We start from the raw sequence: 1,184 nt of genomic DNA, 5'->3' as shown, positions 1-1,184 counted from the left end.
GTGTCGTAGTCCCAGAGAGTTAAGCCATATTATTTTTTTTTCTGCCATTGGAAAAAATAGCTATTTCGAGCACGGATGGTTTCTTTCTTTTGCTGATATTGATGTTGTATCTGCTCTAGAGTGGGTATGGTAGTTTTTACCTCCAGGAATTTCTCCCATGGTGTGTTGCCATGGAGGGAAGAGTGTAACCGTTCTTGGTTGTAGAAGTTCTCCCATTGGGCCAGAGCCTGCTTCCAATCAAGCTGCTGATCCTTTTTATCCAGGAGAGCATAGAATTCCTCTTTATCAGTTTGCTGTGAGCGTTCCACCTTTCCGTTTAAATGCGGGCTACGAGGTTTTATGGGGCGGAATTTGATGTAGTTTTCGGCTAGAACTTCCTGAAATTCATAGTTAAAGAACTCGGTGCCCCAGTCAGTTTGAATGCGCTGAATAGGAAAAGGAAAGGTCTTAATCACCTCTTGAAGAAAAGAAAGGGAGCTATTCAAAGTCTTGTTTGGATACAACCGCAGTACCCTTAAGCGGGTACAATCATCAATGGCTGTGAACTGGTAGGTTTTAGGGCCCACTTTAGTTACATCCATCTGCACCCTGTCACCTGGAACAGGGCGATTATACCTTTTGCGTTTGATATGCCTACGCTGCTTTTTTACAGGTGCTACCTGATGTTTTTGAAGGATGCGCCAAACAGTGGTGGTAGAAAGCTTGATTTGATGATGGCGCAATAAATGCGTGCTGATACGCTTCTGGCCGTAAGAATACTGCCTTCTAATTTGTAGAATTAGCTGTTCTTGTTCATCAGTGACCTTTAGCCTGGCCAACCTGTGAGGCTTTTTTGACTTATCCTTTAGCCCTTCTTTTCCTTCTTCCTTGAAGCGCGTAAGCCATCTATGCAAGGTTGAACGGGCAATGCCGCAGCGACGGGCAGTTTTGGTAATAGAGCCTAATTCCTGGTAAAGCTTAAGCCAGTTTTCTCTGGCCCTGATTTGTTGAGCCTGTGTATTCATAGGGTAAGTAACTGAGGTGCCTAGCAGAACCAGCTGGTGGAAATATGGATAACTCCCTTCCGCACTTTTGCCCAGCAAGACTTACCCACATTCCCACCAGCATGACGACAATAGCAACTTACCAAGATTTTAGATTTTTGTAAAGAGGCAATATCGTAGCGCCTCTTTCATACCCTCACA

Annotated in this window: 1 protein-coding gene; it reads right to left on the bottom strand. The window is 44.4% G+C overall.

Features of this window, described 5'->3' with window-relative positions; all coding sequences use genetic code 11:
- Nucleotides 1–29 precede the first annotated feature (29 nt).
- On the bottom strand, nt 30–1,004 hold the full coding sequence (locus KWJ01_RS03965; protein ID WP_224995129.1) for an IS481 family transposase: 975 nt from the start codon (nt 1,002–1,004) through the stop codon (nt 30–32).
- Between the last annotated feature and the right edge of the window lie 180 nt (nt 1,005–1,184).

Source organism: Cesiribacter sp. SM1 (genome assembly GCF_020178975.1).
GTDB lineage: Bacteria > Bacteroidota > Bacteroidia > Cytophagales > Cyclobacteriaceae > Cesiribacter.
Note: the sequence above shows the minus strand (reverse complement) of the source record. Positions and strands in the feature narration are given on the sequence as shown.